Source organism: Bradyrhizobium sp. LA2.1 (assembly GCF_040547725.1).
GTDB lineage: Bacteria > Pseudomonadota > Alphaproteobacteria > Rhizobiales > Xanthobacteraceae > Bradyrhizobium > Bradyrhizobium barranii.
In genome coordinates, this window is sequence record NZ_JBEPQI010000018.1 from 157,620 (window position 1) to 174,923 (window position 17,304).

The following is a 17,304-nucleotide window of genomic DNA, read 5'->3' on the forward strand; positions in this document are numbered from 1 at the left end:
GCTTATGTCTTCCGCATGATCTGATCGGAAAACCGCTTCACACTTTTCCGGATCATGCGGCAATCCCATAGAGCTTGCGCGCATTGCCGAGATAGAACGCTTCGCGGTTGGCATCGCTGACGCCCGCCGGCAGCACGCGCGACGGCTCGTCATAGTCCCAATGCGGATAGTCGGTCGCGAACAGCAGTCGGTCCCAGCCGATCCATTTGATGACGTCGAACAGGTCCTCGCGCCGCTCCGGGTCCTCCATCGGCTGCGTGGTCCACCACACCTGCTCGCGGATATATTCCGACGGCGGCCGCTTCACATGCGGCACTTCGCTGCGCAGCCGGTGCCAGACCTTGTCGAGCCGCCAGGCGAGCGACGGGGCCCAGCCGAAGCCGGCCTCGATCATCACCATCTTCAGCTTTGGAAAGCGCTCGAACACGCCTTCCAAGACAAGGCTCGCCAGCGCCGATTGCTGGCACTGCGAGTGGCCCACCATCTCCTCGATGTAATAGGAAGGCCAGCCGGACGGCGTGATCGGATTGCCGCCGAAGCCGAAAGCGTGCACGCCGACGGGAAGTCCTGCCTCTTCCGCGGCCTGATAGATCGGCCAGTAGCGGCGCTGGCCGAGCGGCTCGACATTGCGGCTGAGCAGCAGTACCTGCACGAAATTCTTGTCGCCGGCGCGCTCGCGGATTTCGGCGGCGGCCGACAGGCCGTCCTCATTGCCGACGACAATGGACGCCTTCAGGCGCTTGTCCTTGCTGGTCCATTTGTCGATCTGCCAGTCGTTGATCGCCGAGCACAGCGCCGCCGAGAGCTCGTGATTGCGGATGCCCTGCCCAGTGTTGAGCGGATTAAGCACCCCGAGTTCCACGTTGTTGGGATCGAGCAGCTGCTTCTGCATGAAGGACAACGAAGAGCCCTGCGGCCCGCCTTCCGGCGGATAGGCGTCGCGACGCGATGCGTTGGGCTGGGCCTTCGGATAGGGCGGGCCTTCCATCATGCCCTGATAGGCATGGACGCCGTAGACTTCGAGATGATGCTGCCAGCGTTTCGCCAGATAAGGATAAAGCTCGGTGCGGGTGGCGCGTGCCGGATGGATGTCGCAGTCCGCGATTGCGGTTTTGACGGTCAGTGGGGAAGCGGCTTCGGTGCTCTCGCGGAATTGGACGTTCATCGCCTTGCCTCCTTTGGCAGCGGGCTAAGTCAGGCGGGGATAGGTCGCATGCGGATTTTCGATCATGATCTTGCGCACGAGATCGGGGGTGAGGCCCTCGGGCAGCGCGTCCTGGCCGTCGAATTGCCAGTGCGGATAGTCCGTGGAGAATAGAACCAATTCGTCGGACTGCATATGATCAAACAGGCGAATTAATGTCTCAGGTTCCGGCGGCGCATCAAATGGCTGTAAAGAGAACCGGATGTTGCTGCGCACAATGTCGAGCGGCGCGCGATCGACCCATGGCGTCTCCATTCGCACCCCGCGCCAGAACTTGTGCAGGCGCCAGAGAAAAGGGGAGATCCAGGAGACGCCGGATTCGAGCATCACCATTTTCAGCCGCGGATATTTGGCGAACACGCCCTCGACGATCAGACTGGTGAGCTGAGTCTGGAACGCCTGGGCCTGACCGACATAATCCTCGATGTGATAGGAACCCCAGCCCACGGCAGTCGGCGGATTGTGATAGGCGGAACCGGCGTGAATCCCGACGGGCAGCTGGAGCCGTTCCGCCGCTTCGTAGATCGGCCACAGCGCGCGCTTGCCGAGCGGCGTGTCGCCCATGACCAGCATCAGCACCTGCACGAAGCGGCGGTCCTGTGCGCAGCGCTCGATCTCGGCGACGGCTTTCTCGACACTTTGCGTGGGGATCACGATCGAACCACGCAGCCGTGAATCGCGATCGAGCCATTCCTTCACCAGCCACTCGTTCAACGCGCGGCAGAAAGCGGCCTGCAAATCTTCCGAAAACACCATCTGCACGCCGTAGAGTGGATTGCAGATGGCGTGCTTAAGCTGGAAGGGGTCGAGCAGATGGCGCTGCATGTCCTCCAGGCTTGCGCCGGGCTTGCCGGTTTCCGGCCGCCAATCGGGACGCGCAACGATCGGCGAGTTCTGCGGATAGGATTGCGAGACAAGGTCGACCATGCCGCGCGTCGTCACCTGATCGCGCCAATAGTCATTCAGGTACGGCAGCAGGCTGGTCAGATGCGGCACGGCCGGATGCACGTCGCAATCCACCCCGCCGGCGATCAGGGACGCCATCACGTCTCCTTCACGTTTCCTCGTCACGTTTTGTCTTGCCCACCATTCAAGCAGGCCTGCCCGTCGTCCGCAACTCGGCCAAGGCCGCTGTCATATGCTAGGAAGACACAGCTCCGTTGCGAGGACTGAGAGGTTAGAAGGATGAAAGAGCTCGTCGGCATTGCGGAACAGGTCGCGGCCCGACTAATCGCGCGCAAACAGACCATTGCAGTGGCTGAATCCTCGACCGGCGGCCTGATCTCGGCCAGCCTGCTCGCGGTGCCCGGCGCCTCCGCCTATTTCCTCGGCGGCGCCGTGGTCTACACCCGCGATGCCAGGCGTGTGCTGATGGATATTTCGGACGAAGGAATGAAGGGCTTTCGTTCCTCGTCGGAGCCTTATGCAAAGCTGCTGGCCGAACAGATGCGCAGCCGCTTCGGCTGCGACTGGGGCCTGTCCGAAACCGGCGCCGCCGGCCCCACCGGCAACCGCTACGGCGACGCCGCCGGCCACAGCTGCATGGCGGTTTCGGGACCCGCGGCGGAGGTGATCACGCTGGAGACGGGCAACAACGACCGGTTTGCGAACATGCAGGTATTTGCGGCCACCGCGCTGAAGCTGTTGCTGAGGAAGCTGGAGGGGTGAACGCCCTCACATGGGAACCGCACGCGCTCCCGATCTCTTGCCGGACTGACCGTCGTGCCGGCGCATGAGCAAGCGCGTCACCGCCCAGGTGCGATAGGAGCAATGATGCAATTGCCTGCGTTCGTCTTCGCTGCCCTGCTCGTCCTTGGGATAACAACGGCTCAAGCCGCCGGGGTCAGAAACTTCGACATTCCTGCCGGTCCGGCGGGACCGGCAATCCGATTGCTGGTCTGGACTCCGTGTGCAGAGCCACCTCGCGAGATGGACGCGCGTGGCGCCACCTTCTTCGCCGTGCCCGCATGTCCGGTCACCGGAGAAAAGCTTCCACTCATCGTGATGTCGCACGGCCGCCGTGGATGGTTCGGCGGTCACCATGACACCGCTGCGGCTTTGGCCGATGCCGGGTTCGTCGTGGCGGCGCTCAATCATCCCGGCGACACCATGCGTGACACCAGCCGCACCGACAGTCTTTCGGTTCTCGTCGAGCGCCCCACGGACATGAGCCGGCTGATCGACTATATGCTCGACGGGTGGCCGGACACATCCCGCATCGATCCTCAGCGCATCGGGCTCTACGGGTTTTCGTTTGGCGGCTACACTGGCCTCGTCGTCATCGGCGGCAATCCCGATCTGCGCAAGGGATTGCCGAATTGCGAGACGTCCAGCCTGAAGGCGTGCAAGCAGCTCGAGAGCGGCGAGCTTCCTGATCAGCCGACGACCCATGATAAGCGCGTCAAGGCCGCGGTCATTATCGATCCCTATCCGGTGTTCGTCTTCCCGGAGGAGAATCTGAAAGCAATAGCAGTGCCGGTTCAATTGTGGAGTTCTGACCCCGCGCAGAATGCCGATGGTCTATCCGGATGCTGTGCGGCAGCGATCAATCAAAGGCTTCCGATCAAGCCGGACTACCATTTCGTGGACAATGCCCGACATTTTTCCTTCCTTGCGACCTGCACCCCAAAGGACGCCCGGGAGGTCCCCGCCGTCTGCACCGATGCGCCGGATTTCGATCGCGTCGATTTCCATCGACGGCTTCACGCAGATGTCGTTGCGTTCTTTCGCAAGCATTTCGCCGAAAGCGCCAAGCCGTAACGCGGCCCTCGGCCCGGCGCCGCGCCGGCCTAAGAGCAGGACAAGCCGTTGCCGGGCTCGCGGCAGAGCTTCGCGCGAACCTCTACGATATCGATATCGTACCTCCCGGCTCTCCGCTTGCGCGAGGCGGAGGCCGAGTCGGCACTGTCCATTGAAAGCAGATTGAGCTGCTTCTTGGTCGCCGCGCTGCACATCAGAGCAGCGTTGCCGCCGAGGTATCTCGACTGGGCGCCAAGCTCCTGCCGGGTGAGCTCCGCGAATGGCCCCAGACGCAATTGCGTTTCGACCGCTGCGATTTCAGCGTCGCCCGCCTGCGTCCGGGCAACACCCTTCATCCTGCGTTCGAAGCCGTTTGCGATCGCCGCCCCATGTGCCGCACCAAGATCCGCAACCTCTTGCGCTGCGTCCGTAAACTCACCGCGCTGGGAACCGGCCAACAGATAGGACTTGCAAGCCAACGGGTTGCTCGCGAGCTTCAGGAGGGTCGCCAGCTCCGCCCGGTCCAGGGCATTGATGTGCTCGTCGTCGGCATAGACTTCCATCTCGCTCGCCAGGATCATGTTGAGTGCACCATTGGCGGCGGGCCATCCGCCCTCGTTGAAGGCCTCTTCGGTCTCCCGAAGGAAGACCGCCCTGAGCGCGGGATCGCTGCGGGCAATCGACGCGGCCAAAGGGAAGCGCGCGATGTTCTGATCGAAATCGCGCGCAAACGCGCTCGGCCCGGAGAGGCTCGCATATGCCAGGTTTCCGGCCAGCAGGGCGACGACGAGGAGCAGCAGGATTGATCTTCTGGTCATGTGAGAGTTTTGGTGTGGGTTACCGCGAGAGATCATCTCACGCCGGGTCACCACCATCCATTGCAACTACAGGCTGCCCTTAATGAATCCTTTCGCAGCCGTGGCGAGTTGCGCGGATGCCCTGCTATCTTGCCAAATGCCGCATGAAGATCCGCACCACATATCCCTGGACCCGCGGCGCTTCGTCATAGATATCCGACGCGAGCCGCTCGATGGTCTCACGCAGGGATAGGAATTGCGCCTGGCGCGCGCTGCTCTCGGTGCCCTGCATGCCCGCGAGCTCGTCCATCGCGGCATCGCTGATCTGGCAATGCACGACCTCATCCTCACGCATCATCGTGAAGCGGAAGGCCAACCGTTCGAGGTCGTGGCCGATGATCCTGTCGCGCGACAGCGGCATCCAATTGTCCCGTTCGCGCCCCCGAACGGGACAATGCTGAAAATCTGACGCTTTGTCACCACCCGCGCCAGGAGGCATCGCTGTCATGCGATGTTCATCAACAGCGAGCTTCCGTCGGTCGGCCCGGCTCCGACGTCAGTAGGCGAGCGCCGTGCCGGTCGGCTTGTCGAGTGCCGCGGCCAGCGATCGATACTCCTCACAATCCGTCCCGCAGATGGCAGCGATCCGGTTGAGATGATAGAGCGCCTGCTCGCGGTTACCCCGCTCGAGCTGCCACAACCCGTAATACTGCCACGTCAATACGTGGTTCGGATCTGCCTTCAACGCGCGCTCGTACCAGACCTGCGACTGCTCGTAGTCGCCGAGCTTGCGGTAGGAATAACCGATGAGGTTGGCGACGTTCGGATGGTCGTCATGGCCGAGCGATTTTAGTTGCTCGATCGCGGTCGCATAGTCGTTTCGCTCGTAGATGGTGTCATAAGCCACGCGGTAGCCGGCCGCGAAGGCGGGATCGCCGATACTGGACTGGTTGTTCGGCTTCCTGCCTTTGTGTGTTGCCTTGGTGCCCCAGCGCTTCGGGTAGACTGGCTGCGGCTGCAGCCTCTGATCCGCGTAGGCTCCGGCATAGGGATCAGTGGAGCTGATGCCGCCCCCGCCACCACCACCGCCGCCGCCGGCGGCAAAGGCCGGCGAGCTCAACAGTACTGCCGCAAATGTACCGAGCGTGACGAGCCTGATCATCGCTGTGATCATGTCTGCCTCCTGTCCTGTTCAAGCGGCCCCGGACGACGTGATAACCCTGCGTCGGCCGCGATATTCCGGGACACTGTGCTCACAGAGACGTCAGCGTTCGTACGACAGTCACGTTGTCCTTTACTGGAACGCGACCTCGGCGAAGCTTCGCAGCTTTCGCGAATGCAGCCGTTCCGATTCCTGCTGCTTGAGCCGCTCCAGCGCCTTCAGGCCGATCTCGAGATGCTGGCCGACGCGGCGGCGGTAGAATTCGCTGGCCATGCCCGCGAGCTTGATCTCGCCATGCAGCGGCTTGTCGGAGACGCACAGCAGCGTGCCGTAGGGAACGCGGAAGCGGTAGCCGTTGGCGGCGATCGCGGCCGATTCCATGTCGAGCGCGACCGCGCGCGACTGCGACATGCGGCGGATCACCTCGGGCCCCGAGATCTCCCAGTTGCGGTTGTCGACGCTCGCGACGGTGCCCGTGCGCATCAGGCGCTTCAGCTCGAAACCTTCGAGCCCGGTGACGTCCTCGACCGCCTGTTCGAGCGCGACCTGCATCTCGGCCAATGCCGGGATCGGCACCCAGAGCGGCAGCTCGCGGTCGAGCACATGGTCCTCGCGCACATAGCCGTGGGCGAGCACATAGTCGCCGAGCCGCTGCGTGTTGCGCAGGCCTGCGCAATGGCCGAGCATCAGCCAGGCATGCGGGCGCAGCACAGCAACGTGGTCGGTGACGTTGCGCGCGTTCGACGGGCCGGTGCCGATGTTGATCAGGGTGATGCCGCGATAGCCAGGCGCGACCAGATGGAAAGCCGGCATCTGCGGCGCGCGGGCAGGCGCCACCCCGCTGGTTGCGCCGCCGCTGCCCGTGCTCACATTGCCGGGCGCGACGAAGGCTTCGAGGCCGGCCTCGCCGGACTGCAGCCGCTGCTGGCAGAGCTGCGCGAAGGCATCGACATAGAACTGGTAGTTGGTGAAGATCACGAAATTCTGGAAATGCTCCGGATCGGTTCCGGTGTAGTGGTAGAGCCGCCGCAACGAATAATCGACACGGGCGGCGCGAAACAATGACAACGGCTCGGGCGCGCCCGGCTGAAGCTCGAAAGTGCCGTCGGCGATCGAATCGTCCATGGTGGCGAGATCAGGCACGTCGAACGCATCGCGCAGCGATCGCGTCACAAGGGAATTCTCGCTGGTGGTGATTGCGGCTTCGATATTGATGTCGCGGCGATAGGCGAAGTGGATCGGGATCGACTCGGCGGATTCGCCGATCTCGACGGGAACGCCGTGGTTCTGGATCAACAATCCGATCTGCTCGGTGAGATAGGCGCGGAACAGATCCGGCCGCGTGACGCTGGTCTCGTGCACGCCGGGGCCGGCGACGAAGCCGTAGGCGAGACGCGAGTCCAGCCGCGCATACGTCGCGGTGGTGACGCGGACGAAGGGATAATAGGCCCGCACCCGCGTCGTGATCGCCTCGCCGTTGACATAGGCCTCGAACCGGTCGCGCAGGAATTTCGTGTTGCGCTCGTAGATTTCCTCGAGGCGGGCGACGGCGAGGACGGCGTCGGTGAAGGATTTGGTGGCGATGGAGGGTGGGGACTGCATTGTTCGACCGCCGGGTTGCTGGACATGAGTCGAACTATAGCAAAGAACGATGGCAATCGTCAGCGAAGGGCGGTTTGCGGACCACACGCTCCACTGTCATGCCCCGGCTTGACCGGGGCATCCAGTACGCCGCGGCGTCCCGGTTCGATCACAGCCGCCTCTGGAATACTGGATCGCCCGGTCAAGCCGGGCGATGACAGCGAGTGTGCGGCGCGCTCCGGGACGACGCGCTTTCGCGCGTCACTTCTCGCGGAAGGCCCGCATCAGCTGGTCGTGCAGCGGCTTCATCAGATAGGACAGCATGGTGCGGTCGCCGGTCTGGACGAAGGCTTCCGCCGGCATGCCGGGGATCAGCTTGGAGTCGCCGAGCTTGGCGACCTCTTCCGCGGGCATCGATACGCGGATGGTGTAGTAGCTCTGCCCGGTGCGCTGGTCGGTGGTGACGTCGGGCGACACGCGGCTGACGACGCCGTTGAGCTCCGGCGTGGTGCGCTGGTTGAACGCAGACAGGCGAAGCAGCGTCTTCTGGCCGATCTGGAGCTTGTCGATATCGACAGGATTGACCTTGGCCTCGACCTGGAGATCGTCGGCCTGCGGCACGATCAGCATCAGCGCGTCGCCGGCGGTGACGACGCCACCGACGGTATGCACGGTCGATTGCAGCACCATGCCGTCCTGCGGCGCGCGGATGTCGACACGGCGGAGCTGGTCTTCGGCGGCGACCTTGCGCTCGATCATTTCACCGATCTTGTCGTTGGTCTCGCGCAGATCCTTGGAGACCTCGCTCACCATGTCCTTGTCGACCTGGATGATCTGTAGCTCGGTCTCGGTGATCTTGCCCTTGGCCTGCGCGCGCGAGGCGATGTATTGCGCGCGCTCGCCGTTGAGGCGGGCGCTGTCGCGTTCCAGCGTGGTGAGGCGGGAGATCTGCACCAGGTGCTTCTCATAGAGATCGCGGACACCGACCAGCTCCTGCTGCACCAGGACGATCTCCCTGTCCTTGGCCTTTTCCTGCGCGGAGAGTCCTTCGATCTCCTCGTTGAGCTGCTGGACACGCTCGCGGAGCTGCGCCTTCTGCCCGGCGCGGCCATTGACGCGGACGTCGAACAACTTGGTTTCGGCGGAGAGCAGGTTCTTGACGTCGGGATCGTTGCCGCGATCGAGGAGCGATTGCGGAAACTCGATCTTGTCGACACCGCGCTGCTCGGCCTGGAGCCGCGCCGTGCGCGCCAGCGCGGCGTCGAGATTCTTGGTGACGATGGCGAGGTTCGCCTTGGTGACCGTGTCGTCGAGCCGCACCACGATATCGCCGGCCTTGACCACGTCGCCGTCGCGGGCACGCAGCTCGCCGACCACGCCGCCGGTCGGATGCTGCACCTTCTTGACGTTGGATTCGACCACGACCTGGCCCGGCGCGATCAGGGCTCCCGAGATCAGCACCGTCGACGCCCAGCCGCCGAGACCGATGACGAGGGCCAGCACGATGGCCAGCCCGAGCATCAGATGAAACCTGATGGAATCCCGCACGGTCCTCTTCGCGGCGGGCTTCCTGCCGCCGATAGCCATCGTGCTCATGACTTGGGCACTCCGCCTTCGCTGACGATCTTGATCGGTGCCGGCGGCGTCACGCGCGGCTGAAGCACCTGGGCAAGCACCTGCTCCTTCGGCCCGAACGCCTGCATGCGGCCGTCGCGCAGCACCAGGATCTGGTCGACCGCCTCGACGCCGATCGGGCGATGCGCCACCACGATGACGATGGCGCCGCGCTCGCGCGCGCTGCGGATCGCGCGGGTCAGCGCCTCGTCGCCTTCGGTGTCGAGATTGGAATTGGGCTCGTCGAGCACGATCAGGAACGGGCTGCCGTAGAGCGCACGCGCCAGCGCCACGCGCTGCGCCTGGCCCGCGGAGAGCGCGGTGCCCTGCTCGCCGACCTGGGTGTTGTAGCCCTCGCGCATCTTGATGATCATCTCGTGCACGCCGGCTTCCTTCGCCGCCGAAATGATGCCGTCAGAGGTGGCCTCGGGATCGAAACGGCTGATGTTCTGCGCGATGGTGCCGCCGAACAATTCGACGTCCTGCGGCAGATAGCCGATGTGGCGGCCGAGCATGTCGGAGGCCCACTGGTCGAGCGCAGCGCCGTCGAGCCGCACCTTGCCACGGACCGGATGCCAGACGCCGACCAGCGCGCGGATCAGCGACGATTTGCCGGAGCCGCTCGGCCCGATCACGCCGAGGCCATTGCCGGCGGTGAGCGCGAAGGAGACGTCCTGCACGATGAGGCGCTGATCGCCCGGCGGCACCATGGCGATGCCTTCGACCGACAGACGACTGGTGGGCGCCTGCAACTGGGTCGGCATCGTCTGCGGCGGCATCTGCTCCAGCAGGCGCGTGAGGCGCTGCCAGCTCTGACGTGCCGCGACAAAGGATTTCCAGTGCGCGATGGCGAGATCGACCGGCGCGAGCGCGCGGGCGGAGAGGATCGAGCCGGCGATGATGATGCCGGCGGTCGCTTCCTGGTGGATGACGAGATAGGCGCCGACCGCGAGCACGGCCGATTGCAGCATCATGCGCAGCACCTTTGCGACCGCGCCGAGACCGCCGGCGACGTCGCTCGCACGCTGATTGCCGTCGAGGTATTTTTCGTTGGCTTCGCCCCAGCGCTGGTTCATCCGGCCGGTCATGCCCATCGAGACCATGACTTCGGCGTTGCGCCGGCTGGAGGCGGCGAGATCGTTGCGCTGGGCGGCGAGGCCCATCGCGTCCTTCGCCGGCTGGCGGGACATGAATTCGGTGACCAGCGTCAGCCCGACCAAGATGATGGCGCCGACCAGAGCGGTGAGGCCGATCATGACGTGGAAGGCGAAGCAGATGGCGAGATAGAGCGGCAGCCAGGGCAGGTCGAAGAACGCGCTCGGGCCCATGCCGCCGAGGAAGGAGCGGACATTGTCGAGGTCGCGCAGCGGCTGCAGGCCCTCGTTGCGGCTGCCGACCAGGAGCGGCAGGCGCACGACGGTGTCGAACACGCGCTTGTTGAGGGCTTCATCGAGCGCCGTGCCGACCCGCCCCAGGATCCGGTTTCGGATCATGTCGAGCATGCCCTGCGCCATATAGAGGAAGCTGGCGATGATGATCAGGCCGACGAGAGTCGGAACGCTGCGGCTCGGCAGAACCCGGTCGTAGACCTCCAGCATGAAGATCGACCCAGTCAGATAGAGCAGGTTGATCATGCAGCTCATCAAGCCGACGCCGACGAACGCCGTGCGACAAGCACGCAAGGCGTCACCGAGCTCTGAACGGCGGACGCCGGGTACGGCTGCCATCACTCTGATCTCTTTCGGGTAAGGGGCAACGCCCCTGATTTCCTAGGTCGTTCAGGGGTACGCGACCCGGATTAACATCGTATTCCCCCGCGACGAACGCGGTCGAATTAATCCAGGTCCCTGATGGGCCACCTCTACCCCTGACGGCCTCGCACGCAAGTCCGGTATTTCACAGTCTTTGCGGCTTTTTATAGCAGACATCGCGGCCTCTCCCCAGCGGGGGAGAGGCGAAAGTTCTGGCTCACCGAGCCAATGTGACACTAGAGCCGGCCGCCGCCGCGCACCAGCCGCACCACCAGGAGCAGGATGATGGCGCCGATGGCGGAATAGATGATCTCGGACACGAGCCCGGTGCCGAGATGGATGCCGAGCTTCGGGAACAGGAAGCTTGCGACAAACGCGCCGGCGATGCCGATCACGATGTCGCCAATGATGCCGAACCCGCTGCCGCGCACCACCTTGCCGGCGAGCCAGCCGGCGACGAGGCCGACGAACAGGATGACGATGAGGCCTTGGCCAGAAATGTACATAAGTTGAAGTCCCTCTCCATGAACGGGGGCATGGAACCGGAACCGGGATGAATGGGGTCTGAATGGTCCGTTCGGATAAAAATGTCGAAAACAACCCCATGCACAGTAGGAGTGCAGTTGGCCGGCGGTGCGAGGTGAACTGTGACAAGTCGGTGTTGTCGTAGAGGGATTCTGAAGAGGTGCGCGATTTGAAGTGAGGGACGCGCCGCTCTCTCATTCCCTCCCCCCTTGCGGGGGAGGGGCAGGGAGAGGGGTGGCCACGAGCGAGGTCTGAGTTTGTGGCGACCCCTCTCCCCCGCCCTCCCCCGCAAGGGGGGAGGGAGCGCAGTGTCGCGCGGGGATGTAGTACGGCTGGAGAACGAGCTACGTCGCTCCCACCGGCTCCGCCAGCACGCACCTCGCCGCCCGGCCCGGTCCGACCTCCACATTCGCAGGCAGTTGCTCCAGACAGCGCGGCTGGGCGATCGCACAACGGGGGGCGAAGGAGCAGTTGTTCGGCTTTTCGGCCAGCGAGGGCGGGGTGCCGGGGATGGTCTCGAGCCGCTGCCCCCGCTTGGCGCCGTGGATGGTGGAGGCGAGCAGGCCCTTGGCGTAGGGGTGCACCGGCGTGCGGACGATGTCGCGGAGCGTGCCCTGCTCAACGATCTGGCCGGCATACATCACCGCGACGCGGTCGCAGATCTCGATCGCAACACCAATGTCATGGGTGACGAAGATGACGGACATGCCGAATTCGCGCTGAAGCTCACGCAGCAACAGCAGGATCTGGATCTGCACGGTGGCATCGAGCGCGGTGGTCGGCTCATCCGCGAGCAAGATCTTCGGGCGGCAGGCGAGCGCCAGGGCAATCATCGCGCGCTGGCGCATGCCGCCGGACATTTCGTGCGGATAGGCATCCAGCCGTCGCCTGGCCGAGGGAATGCGCACGACCTCGAGCATTTCGAGTGCTCGCGCCCTGCCCTCCGCATAGCTCTTGCCTTCGTGACGCACGACGCTTTCGGCGATCTGCGCGCCGATGGTGTAGACCGGATCGAGCGCGAGCGCGGGCTCCTGGAAGATCATCGACACGGTCTGGCCGCGGAACGACGACAGCTCCTCTTCATTCATGGCGAGCACGTCGCGGCCCATGACGTTGACCTTGCCCGTGATCTGCGTGCGCTTCTTCGGCAGCAGCCGCATCAGCGCACGCAGGGTCACGCTCTTGCCGGAACCGGACTCGCCGAGCAGGCCCAGCACCTCGCCGTCACCGAGCGAGAGACTGAGATCGTTCACGGCATAGACCGTGCGTTCCCCGGTGAAGCGGATGTTGAGGCCTGAGATCTCGACGAGCTTTGTCATGACGGCAGTTTCGGCAACCTATCGTGATAGTCGGTGACGCGCTGGAAGGCGGCGCCGATGGTGAGCAGGGTCGCTTCATCGAAGGAGCGGCCGATCAGCTGCATGCCGATCGGCAGGCCGCTGTTGGTGAAGCCGGAGGGAACGGTGAGCGACGGCAGGCCGAGAAAATTCACCGGGCGGGTGAACAGTGTCAGCCGCTGCACCATGGCCGGCGCGTTCGGGCCGCCGCCGACGTCGCTCTCCTCGATCGTCGGTGCCGGCACCGGCGATGCCGGCGCGATGATCGCATCCACACCAGCGGTGGCCGCATTGTGCGCAGCGAGGGCCGGACCACGCCAGCGCATGGCTTCGAGATAAGTGATGGCGGGAACGGCGAGACCGTTCTGAAGCCGCATCAGGACTTGGGGGCCATAGTCCTGCGGACGCTCGATCATCCAGCGCTTATGGAAGGCGGCCGCTTCGGCTGCGAGCACGAGCTGGCTTGCCGCAGACAATTGCCGCTGGTCCGGCAGCTCGACTGTGACGATGTCGGCGCCCTCGCGCTTGAGCACCGCGATGGTCTCATCCAGCACGCGCGCGACCTCGCTGTCGAGATCGTCGACATAGAAGGACGCGGGCACGCCGATTTTCAGGCCCTTGAGCGAACCCTTGGCGGCACCGACATAGTCCGACAGCGGCTCGTGGCTACAGGTCGAATCCGCAGGGTCAGCGCCGGCCATCAGCGCCAGCAGCAGTGCGCAATCTGCCGCGGTGCGGGCGAGCGGGCCCACCGTATCGAGCGATTGCGACAGCGGCATCGCACCAGCGCGGCTGACCCGGCCGACGGTGGTCTTCAGCCCGGTGACGCCGCAGAAATGCGCGGGCATGCGGATCGAGCCGCCGGTGTCGGAGCCGAGCGCCGCGAACGTCAGGCGCGCCGCGACCGACGAGCCGGAGCCCGACGAGGAGCCGCCGGTGATGTGCGCGACGTTCCAGGGATTGCGCACAGGGCCGTAATGGGCGTTGTGCCCCGTCGGTCCATAGGCGAATTCGGCCAGATGCAGCGTGCCGAGGCGGACCTGGCCGGCATCCTTCAGCCGCTGCAAGGCCGTGGACGTGACGGTCGGCACGAAATCGCGGCGGATCAGCGAGCCGCAGGTCGAGACGTGGCCTGCGTCGTAATACATGTCCTTGTGCGCGAGCGGCACACCGTGCAGCGGACCGCGGACATTGCCCTTGGCGAGCTCGGCGTCGGCGGCCGCGGCAGCCTTCAACGCGGACTCGGCTTCAACCGACATGAAGGCGTTGAGATGCGGCTGCCACTGTGCGATGCGGTGCAGCAGCGCGCGCGTCACCTCATGCGAGGACACCTGCTTCATCGCGATCGCGCGCGCGACCTCGGTAAGCGTCATCAATGCAGGCTCACGGCTCATTTCGACACCTTCTGCGTCTGCGCGATCGGATAGAGCGCGGGCTCGAGATCGAATGGCAGCGTGGCGGCGATGGCCGCAAAGCCTTCGAAGGCCGGCCCGATGGAATTGGAGATACGCGTCGCGATCTCGTCATCGACAGGAACGCCCGCGACTTGCGCGATCGGCTTGATCTCTTTGGGTGTCGGTCTTGTCATGCTGTTTCCTCTGCGGGCGCGCGGCTATGGCCTGAACCCGGAATTGCCATGTAGCACGCGGCCTCGTGGCCCATTCTATCGACGGCCGTGAGCTTTGGTGCTGCATTTGCGCAGAGCGGCTCCGCAAACGCGCAGCGGGTGTGGAAGCGGCAACCCGGGGGCGGATCGATCGGATTGGGCGGATCGCCCGTGATCGGCGGCTTCTCGGTACGACGGTCCGGATCGGAGGATGGCATCGCCGCAAGGAGCGCGCGCGTATAGGGATGCGCAGGGTTATCCCAGACCTGGTCGACCGGACCGAGCTCGACGACCTCACCGAGATACATCACCAGCACGCGATCGCTGATGTAGCGCACGACGTTGAGGTCGTGGCTGATGAAGAGATAGGTCAGGCCGAACTCGCGCTTGAGATCGGCGAGCAAATTGAGCACCTGCGCCTCGACGGATTTGTCGAGCGCGGAGACGGCTTCGTCGAGGATAACCAAGCGCGGTGACAGAGCGAGTGCACGCGCGATGTTGACGCGCTGGCGCTGGCCGCCCGAAATCTCGTGCGGATAGCGGTTGGCGAAATTTGCAGGAACCAGGCCCACCTTGCCGAGCAGCTCGCGCGCCAGCGCCCGCGCCGTGCCATCCGCCATGCCATGCACCTTCGGGCCGAAGGCGATGGATTCCTCGATGGTGAGGCGCGGGTTGAGCGAGGCGTAAGAGTCCTGGAACACCATCTGCATGCCGCGGCGCAGCTCGCGCAGCGACAGCGACTGGCCGACGGTCATGCCGTCATAGATGATGTCGCCGGTATCGCGCGGCATCAGATGCATCAGCAGCCGCGCGGTGGTGGACTTGCCGCAGCCGGATTCGCCGACGATACCGACAGTCTCGCCCTTCGCGACGGAGAAGGAGACGTTATCGACGGCGCGCACGGTGCGCTTCGCGGCGAACAGCCCGCCACGCACCGGAAAATGCTTGGTCAGCCCGTTGACCTGAAGCAGCGGTTGCGCGACGCCGCCGACGTCCTCGACCTGCTCCAGCATTTCAACGGATGTGTTGCTCTCGCTCATGGCCTAGTTCCTGATGTCCATGGCGCTGCGCAGGCCGTCCGAGAGCAGGTTGAAGCAGATCGAGACCGCGAAGATCATCGCGCCCGGCAGCGCGGCAACCCACGGATTGACGTAGATCGCGGTGCGGAGCGTGTTCAGCATCAGACCCCATTCCGGCTCCGGCGGCTTTGTGCCGAGGCCGAGGAAGGAGAGACCTGCGGCCAGAATCATCGAGACCGAGATCAGGCTGGTGGCATAGACGAAGATCGCGCCCAGCACGTTGCCGAGGATATGGACACGCATGATAGTGAAGGGCCCGGCGCCCGAAGCGCGCGCGGCTTCGACAAAATCCATGTTGCGCACGCCGGTGGTGACGCTCTCGGCGACGCGGGTGATCTGCGGCACGAATACGACCGTCAACGACACGATGGAGTTGAGAATGCCGGCACCGAGAGCGCCGGAGATCGCGATCGCCAGCAGCACCGACGGAAAGGCGTAGAACACGTCGATCGTGCGCATGATCGCGGTGTTGAGCTTGCCGCCGACATAGCCGGCGACGAGGCCGAGCGAGGTGCCGATGCAGAACGCAAGGATCACAGGCAAAATGCCGATGACCAGCGACAGCCGCCCGCCGTAGATCAGCCGCGCCAGCATGTCGCGGCCGAGCTCGTCGGTGCCGAGCGGGTAGCCTGCTGTGCCGATGTGGCGGAGGCGGCGGATCATCGAGCCCTTGTAGGGATCTTCAAGTCCGAGCCACGGCGCGAGCATCGCGGACAGGAAGATCAGGAGCAGCACCAGCGCGCAGGCCATGCTGACCTTGTCGCGCGTGATGCGGCGGCCGACGGTCGCCCAATAGCCGCGCGCCTTGGTCGCGGGCGCGGCCTGGAGCGCAGCATCGGCGGTCGCTGACAACGGAAGCTCGCTCATCGGCTAGCCCCGCTTGATGCGCGGATCGATCGCGGCTTGCGCGATGTCGACCAGCAGGTTGAGGAAGACGAAGAACAACGCCAGGATCAGGATCGTGCCCTGCAATAGCGGCAGGTCGCGCTGGAAGATCGCCGAGTTGAGCAGGAAGCCCGAGCCCGGCCAGGAGAACACGGTCTCGATCAGGATCGAGCCGCCGAGCATGTAGCCCAGCTGAAGCCCCATGACCGCGAGCGCCGTGGGCGCAGCGTTCTTGATGACGTGACGAAACACGCCGGTTTCGTGCAGGCCTTTTGCGCGGAGTGCCTCGACAAAGTCCTGCGAGAGAATATCGCCGGTCAGCGCGCGCACGGTGCGGGTGACGATGCCCATCGGAATCACCGAGGTCGTGATCGCCGGCAGCACGAGATATTGCAGATGCGCCCAGTCCCACGCCCAGGCTGCGGACCCGCCGGGCCCGGCGCCGACCGCGGGCAGCCAGTTGAGCTGGACCGAGAAGATGATGACGAGCACCATGCCGAGCCAGTAATGCGGCACGGAAACGCCGGCGATGGCGAAGGAGGTCGCGACCTTGTCGATCCAGGTCTCGCGGAAATAGCCGGCGATCAGGCCGAGCAGGATACCCATCGTGAAGCCGATGATGGCGGCCGCAATCGCGAGCGTGACGGTATTGCTGACCGCGCGCATGACCTCGGCGAGCACAGGACGCCCGGTCGCGATGGAATTGCCGAGATCGCCATGAAGGGCACGCAGCAGCCACAGCCCGAACTGCACCGGCAGCGGGCGGTCGAAGCCGTAGGCGGCGCGGAGCTGCGCCGCGAGCTCCTGCGAGGCGTCGGCCGGCAGCACGGCAACCAGCGGATCGCCCGGCGTGATGTGCACGAGCAGAAAGCACACCAGCGCCACGCTGATGACGATCGGGATGACATAGACGATGCGGCGAGCGATATAGGCGAGCACTGGTCTTCTTTCTTCCTTCTCCCCTTGTGGGAGAAGGTGGCGCGAAGCGCCGGATGAGGGGTATCTGTCCGCGGATGAAATTGCA

Annotated in this window: 17 protein-coding genes; 2 read left to right on the forward strand and 15 right to left on the reverse strand. The window is 64.6% G+C overall.

The window, feature by feature from the left end:
- Positions 1–52: 52 nt before the first annotated feature.
- Positions 53–1,165, reverse strand: a complete 1,113-nt coding sequence (locus tag ABIB95_RS30550) for an amidohydrolase family protein (RefSeq protein ID WP_028149262.1) — start codon at positions 1,163–1,165, stop codon at positions 53–55.
- Between the two features lie 24 nt (positions 1,166–1,189).
- Positions 1,190–2,248, reverse strand: coding sequence for an amidohydrolase family protein (locus ABIB95_RS30555; RefSeq protein WP_354244851.1), 1,059 nt, complete (start codon positions 2,246–2,248; stop codon positions 1,190–1,192).
- A 141-nt stretch (positions 2,249–2,389) separates the two neighbouring features.
- Between ABIB95_RS30555 and ABIB95_RS30560 the strand changes: the two genes are divergently transcribed.
- Together ABIB95_RS30560 and ABIB95_RS30565 are read left to right on the forward strand one after the other, a co-directional pair.
- Positions 2,390–2,872 carry a CinA family protein gene (locus ABIB95_RS30560; RefSeq protein ID WP_071916839.1) on the forward strand — a complete coding sequence of 161 codons (483 nt, stop codon included), beginning with the start codon at positions 2,390–2,392 and terminating at the stop codon, positions 2,870–2,872.
- 261 nt (positions 2,873–3,133) lie between these two features.
- Positions 3,134–3,964, forward strand: coding sequence for an alpha/beta hydrolase family protein (locus tag ABIB95_RS30565; RefSeq protein ID WP_335622555.1), 831 nt, complete (start codon positions 3,134–3,136; stop codon positions 3,962–3,964).
- A gap of 29 nt (positions 3,965–3,993) precedes the next feature.
- Here ABIB95_RS30565 and ABIB95_RS30570 read toward each other — a convergent pair whose 3' ends face one another.
- The 13 genes from ABIB95_RS30570 to ABIB95_RS30630 all read right to left on the reverse strand — a co-directional run bounded on the left by ABIB95_RS30570 (position 3,994) and on the right by ABIB95_RS30630 (position 17,219).
- Complete coding sequence (locus tag ABIB95_RS30570) at positions 3,994–4,827, reverse strand: hypothetical protein (RefSeq protein WP_354244855.1); 834 nt, start codon at positions 4,825–4,827, stop codon at positions 3,994–3,996.
- 58 nt (positions 4,828–4,885) lie between these two features.
- Complete coding sequence (locus tag ABIB95_RS30575; protein ID WP_063980827.1) at positions 4,886–5,161, reverse strand: DUF1488 family protein; 276 nt, start codon at positions 5,159–5,161, stop codon at positions 4,886–4,888.
- Positions 5,162–5,296: 135 nt separating this feature from the next.
- Positions 5,297–5,914: a tetratricopeptide repeat protein gene (locus ABIB95_RS30580; RefSeq protein ID WP_071916841.1), complete on the reverse strand. Its 618-nt coding sequence runs from the start codon at positions 5,912–5,914 to the stop codon at positions 5,297–5,299.
- Between the two features lie 120 nt (positions 5,915–6,034).
- Positions 6,035–7,504, reverse strand: coding sequence for an AMP nucleosidase (locus tag ABIB95_RS30585; protein WP_063980825.1), 1,470 nt, complete (start codon positions 7,502–7,504; stop codon positions 6,035–6,037).
- Positions 7,505–7,744: 240 nt separating this feature from the next.
- Entirely contained in the window at positions 7,745–9,079 is a 1,335-nt protein-coding gene (locus ABIB95_RS30590; protein ID WP_354244858.1) for an HlyD family type I secretion periplasmic adaptor subunit, read from the reverse strand.
- Positions 9,076–10,824 (reverse strand): type I secretion system permease/ATPase, encoded by a 1,749-nt coding sequence (locus ABIB95_RS30595; protein ID WP_071916843.1) that lies wholly within the window; start codon positions 10,822–10,824, stop codon positions 9,076–9,078. The genes ABIB95_RS30590 and ABIB95_RS30595 overlap by 4 nt, the downstream gene beginning before the upstream one ends.
- A 260-nt stretch (positions 10,825–11,084) precedes the next feature.
- Positions 11,085–11,354: a GlsB/YeaQ/YmgE family stress response membrane protein gene (locus ABIB95_RS30600; RefSeq protein WP_063980822.1), complete on the reverse strand. Its 270-nt coding sequence runs from the start codon at positions 11,352–11,354 to the stop codon at positions 11,085–11,087.
- A 363-nt stretch (positions 11,355–11,717) separates the two neighbouring features.
- Positions 11,718–12,692 (reverse strand): ABC transporter ATP-binding protein, encoded by a 975-nt coding sequence (locus ABIB95_RS30605; protein WP_354244862.1) that lies wholly within the window; start codon positions 12,690–12,692, stop codon positions 11,718–11,720.
- Positions 12,689–14,104: an Asp-tRNA(Asn)/Glu-tRNA(Gln) amidotransferase GatCAB subunit A gene (locus ABIB95_RS30610; RefSeq protein WP_071916845.1), complete on the reverse strand. Its 1,416-nt coding sequence runs from the start codon at positions 14,102–14,104 to the stop codon at positions 12,689–12,691. Before ABIB95_RS30610 ends, ABIB95_RS30605 begins: the two co-directional genes overlap by 4 nt.
- Positions 14,101–14,298, reverse strand: a complete 198-nt coding sequence (locus ABIB95_RS30615) for a hypothetical protein (protein ID WP_354244865.1) — start codon at positions 14,296–14,298, stop codon at positions 14,101–14,103. The genes ABIB95_RS30610 and ABIB95_RS30615 overlap by 4 nt, the downstream gene beginning before the upstream one ends.
- Positions 14,295–15,356 carry an ABC transporter ATP-binding protein gene (locus ABIB95_RS30620; RefSeq protein ID WP_354244867.1) on the reverse strand — a complete coding sequence of 354 codons (1,062 nt, stop codon included), beginning with the start codon at positions 15,354–15,356 and terminating at the stop codon, positions 14,295–14,297. The genes ABIB95_RS30615 and ABIB95_RS30620 overlap by 4 nt, the downstream gene beginning before the upstream one ends.
- A 3-nt stretch (positions 15,357–15,359) precedes the next feature.
- Positions 15,360–16,262 (reverse strand): ABC transporter permease, encoded by a 903-nt coding sequence (locus ABIB95_RS30625; RefSeq protein WP_354244870.1) that lies wholly within the window; start codon positions 16,260–16,262, stop codon positions 15,360–15,362.
- Between the two features lie 3 nt (positions 16,263–16,265).
- Positions 16,266–17,219, reverse strand: a complete 954-nt coding sequence (locus tag ABIB95_RS30630; protein ID WP_354244873.1) for an ABC transporter permease — start codon at positions 17,217–17,219, stop codon at positions 16,266–16,268.
- Between the last annotated feature and the right edge of the window lie 85 nt (positions 17,220–17,304).

Coding starts and splice junctions, on each gene's coding strand:
- ABIB95_RS30550 (WP_028149262.1), bottom strand. CDS start 1,165: ATGAACGTCCAATTCCGCGAGAGCACCGAAGCCGCTTCCCCACTGACC.
- ABIB95_RS30555 (WP_354244851.1), bottom strand. CDS start 2,248: ATGGCGTCCCTGATCGCCGGCGGGGTGGATTGCGACGTGCATCCGGCC.
- ABIB95_RS30560 (WP_071916839.1), top strand. CDS start 2,390: ATGAAAGAGCTCGTCGGCATTGCGGAACAGGTCGCGGCCCGACTAATC.
- ABIB95_RS30565 (WP_335622555.1), top strand. CDS start 3,134: ATGGACGCGCGTGGCGCCACCTTCTTCGCCGTGCCCGCATGTCCGGTC.
- ABIB95_RS30575 (WP_063980827.1), bottom strand. CDS start 5,161: ATGCCGCTGTCGCGCGACAGGATCATCGGCCACGACCTCGAACGGTTG.
- ABIB95_RS30580 (WP_071916841.1), bottom strand. CDS start 5,914: ATGATCACAGCGATGATCAGGCTCGTCACGCTCGGTACATTTGCGGCA.
- ABIB95_RS30585 (WP_063980825.1), bottom strand. CDS start 7,504: ATGCAGTCCCCACCCTCCATCGCCACCAAATCCTTCACCGACGCCGTC.
- ABIB95_RS30590 (WP_354244858.1), bottom strand. CDS start 9,079: ATGAGCACGATGGCTATCGGCGGCAGGAAGCCCGCCGCGAAGAGGACC.
- ABIB95_RS30595 (WP_071916843.1), bottom strand. CDS start 10,824: ATGGCAGCCGTACCCGGCGTCCGCCGTTCAGAGCTCGGTGACGCCTTG.
- ABIB95_RS30600 (WP_063980822.1), bottom strand. CDS start 11,354: ATGTACATTTCTGGCCAAGGCCTCATCGTCATCCTGTTCGTCGGCCTC.
- ABIB95_RS30605 (WP_354244862.1), bottom strand. CDS start 12,692: ATGACAAAGCTCGTCGAGATCTCAGGCCTCAACATCCGCTTCACCGGG.
- ABIB95_RS30610 (WP_071916845.1), bottom strand. CDS start 14,104: ATGAGCCGTGAGCCTGCATTGATGACGCTTACCGAGGTCGCGCGCGCG.
- ABIB95_RS30615 (WP_354244865.1), bottom strand. CDS start 14,298: ATGACAAGACCGACACCCAAAGAGATCAAGCCGATCGCGCAAGTCGCG.
- ABIB95_RS30620 (WP_354244867.1), bottom strand. CDS start 15,356: ATGAGCGAGAGCAACACATCCGTTGAAATGCTGGAGCAGGTCGAGGAC.
- ABIB95_RS30625 (WP_354244870.1), bottom strand. CDS start 16,262: ATGAGCGAGCTTCCGTTGTCAGCGACCGCCGATGCTGCGCTCCAGGCC.